This is a genomic window from Rahnella perminowiae (assembly GCF_019049755.1).
Taxonomy (GTDB): Bacteria; Pseudomonadota; Gammaproteobacteria; order Enterobacterales; family Enterobacteriaceae; genus Rahnella; species Rahnella perminowiae.
This window is the reverse complement of sequence record NZ_JAFMOS010000256.1, coordinates 1-2,973: the sequence shown is the minus strand read 5'-3', so window position 1 is coordinate 2,973 and position 2,973 is coordinate 1. Positions and strand designations below refer to the sequence as shown.

Annotated in this window: 2 protein-coding genes and 1 pseudogene; all 3 read right to left on the bottom strand. The window is 47.4% G+C overall.

Annotated features, from left to right (window positions below):
- Positions 1 to 39: 39 nt before the first annotated feature.
- Complete coding sequence (gene crr, locus J1785_RS01955; protein WP_101076258.1) at positions 40 to 549, bottom strand: PTS glucose transporter subunit IIA; 510 nt, start codon at positions 547 to 549, stop codon at positions 40 to 42.
- A pseudogene (ptsI, locus tag J1785_RS01950) lies at positions 528 to 2,325 on the bottom strand (phosphoenolpyruvate-protein phosphotransferase PtsI). The gene crr and the pseudogene ptsI overlap by 22 nt, the downstream one beginning before the upstream one ends.
- 50 nt (positions 2,326 to 2,375) lie before the next feature.
- Positions 2,376 to 2,633: a phosphocarrier protein Hpr gene (gene ptsH / locus J1785_RS01945; RefSeq protein WP_013574433.1), complete on the bottom strand. Its 258-nt coding sequence runs from the start codon at positions 2,631 to 2,633 to the stop codon at positions 2,376 to 2,378.
- Between the last annotated feature and the right edge of the window lie 340 nt (positions 2,634 to 2,973).

Below are 2,973 nucleotides of genomic sequence, written 5' to 3'. Positions count from 1 at the left end.
CGCTGATTAGGCGCCGTTTTTTATTTCTAGCTGAGCGAATTACTTTTTGATGCGGATGATCGGGGTTTCGCCCACAGTCACGCTACCCGTCAGTTTAATCAGCTCTTTGATCTCGTCCATGTTAGAGATAACAACCGGAGTCAGAGTAGACTTCGCTTTCTCTTCCAGCAGCGCCAGATCAAACTCGATAACCAAATCGCCTTTCTTAACGCGCTGGCCTTCTTCAGCGATGCGTTTGAAGCCTTCGCCTTTCAGTTCAACGGTGTCGATACCGAAGTGCACGAACAACTCGATGCCACTGTCGGATTCGATTGAGAAAGCATGGTTAGTTTCGAAGATTTTACCGATAGTGCCATCAACCGGAGCAACCATTTTGTTGCCAGCAGGTTTAATAGCAATACCGTCACCTACGATTTTCTCAGCGAAAACAACGTCAGGCACGTCTTCAATATTGACAATTTCACCAGACAGCGGTGCCACAATCTCAATGGTACCTACGTCTTTTTTATCATCAGAAACCAATGATTTCAGTTTATCGAACAAACCCATGATCTTCTCCTAAGCATTAATTTGGGCAGCTTTACCAGCATCGCGCAATTAGCAGAGTGTTTTTTCTTCAATGAACTTGTTAACCAGGTTCATCAACTCTTGCGCCGTAGGTTGGGCCAGGGCCTGGTCTGCCAGCGCTTTCACATCTTCGAAGTTTGTATTGCGAATAATTTTCTTGATGCGTGGGATAGAGATAGCACTCATGCTGAACTCATCTAACCCCATGCCCAATAGAAGAAGTGTAGCACGTTCGTCGCCGGCTAGCTCGCCGCACATCCCTGTCCATTTACCGGCAGCATGAGATGCGTCAATAACTTGTTTAATTAAACCAAGCACAGACGGTGACATTGGGTTGTACAGATGAGAAATCAGCTCGTTACCGCGATCCACTGCCAAAGTATACTGGGTAAGATCGTTTGTACCAATACTGAAGAAATCAACTTCTTTCGCCAGGTGATGCGCAATCACAGCTGCTGCTGGCGTTTCAACCATCACACCCACTTCAATGGTTTCATCGAATGCCTGACCTTTCTCACGCAGTTGTGCTTTCAGCAGTTCAAGTTCTGCTTTCAGTTCACGCACTTCTTCGACTGAAATGATCATCGGGAACATGATGCGCAATTTACCGAAGGCAGAGGCGCGCAGGATGCCTTTCAGCTGATCGTGAAGAATTTCTTTGCGATCAAGGCAGATACGGATTGCGCGCCAACCCAGGAACGGGTTTTCTTCTTTCGGCAGGTTCATGTACGGCAGGTCTTTATCACCGCCGATGTCCATGGTACGTACGATAACCGCCTGTGACCCCATCGCTTCAGCAACGGCTTTGTATGCCTGGAATTGCTCTTCTTCGGTAGGCAGGCTGTCACGGTCCATGAACAGGAATTCTGTACGATACAGGCCGACACCTTCAGCGCCATTACGCTCTGCACCCGCGACGTCGCGCACGGTACCGATGTTGGCACAAACTTCTACCTGATGGCCATCCAGCGTAATAGCCGGTAAGTCTTTCAGCTTAGTCAGTTCGTCTTTTTCACTGATGTACTGGTTCTGAACGGCTTTCAGCTCGTCAATAATGTCTGCTGTCGGATTGACATAGATTTTATTGTTCACGGCATCGAGGATCAGGTAGTCATCATTTTTGACTTGTTTGGTCACGTCGCTGGTGCCCACGATAGCAGGCAGTTCCAGTGAGCGGGCCATGATTGAGGTGTGAGAAGTACGGCCACCCAAATCAGTAATAAAGCCCAGAACCTTGTTCAGGTTCAGCTGTGCAGTTTCTGACGGCGTCAGATCGGTCGCAACCAGGATAACTTCGTCCTGAATGGAGCTCAGATCAACGATGGTCATGTTCAGAATATTGCGCAGCAGGCGTTTGCCGATGTCGCGTACGTCAGCCGCACGTTCTTTCAGGTATTCGTCATCAAGCTCTTCCAGGGCTTTCGCCTGGCCTTCAATGACAGAGAAAGCTGCAGCGTCAGCAGAAGCGTGCTCGTCTTTGATAAGGGCTATGATTTCCTGTTCAAGCTCTTCGTCTTCCAACAACATGATGTGGCCTTCGAAGATGGCTTCTTTCTCTTCACCGAAGGTCTCACCGGCTTTAGTCTTGATCACTTCCAGTTGAGCAGAGGCTTTCGCACGGCCCGTCAGGAAACGTTCAACTTCCTGATCAACGTGATCTGGAGAGATTTTTTTCCGGTTGATGACAATTTCATCTTCTTTCAACAGAAGTGCTTTGCCGAAAGCGATACCGGGAGATACTAAAATGCCTGAAATCATAACCCTACCTTTCTCTTGACTGGTTTAAACTATATAAGAGCGGTTGTTTATTACTCGAGCTCTGCCATCAGTTTTACCAAGTGTTCAACGGCTTTCTGCTCGTCTTCACCTTCAGCTGAGAGGGTCACAACGGTACCTTGGGTCAGGCCCAGAGTTTGCAGTTTGAAAAGGCTTTTAGCACTGGCGCTTTTACCGTTTGAAGTCACGGTGATGTCAGAAGCGAAACCTTTAGCTTCTTTCACGAACTGTGCAGCAGGGCGGGTGTGCAGACCATTAGGAGCGGTAATAGTAACTTCTTGCTGGAACATTGTTGTTTCCCCAACTTATTAAAGTAATGTTGTGGAGCTAAAGTTTAGCTTATGGCCTTCACTTTAGCCTGTAGAGATTAGCGCCTGACTATGGTTCAGGGGCAGGTTCAGATGCAACAGAAAAGAGAAAATAACGCACTCAGCGATAAAACTCTTTGCCCTGGATCCAGGCTTTTTCTGTTATTCCTCCATTATGCCGTCTTTTTCCCTGATGTAACAAATCAGTAAATCGATTCAGCCGGGAAGCGTCATGGAAGCGATTAATTTCGAGCATCGAAATAATTGTCCGGTTAAATACTAAACCTGGCGGGTAAAATCAATGACGAAGTGGTGTAAAGTT

Coding starts and splice junctions, on each gene's coding strand:
- crr (WP_101076258.1), bottom strand. CDS start 549: ATGGGTTTGTTCGATAAACTGAAATCATTGGTTTCTGATGATAAAAAA.
- ptsH (WP_013574433.1), bottom strand. CDS start 2,633: ATGTTCCAGCAAGAAGTTACTATTACCGCTCCTAATGGTCTGCACACC.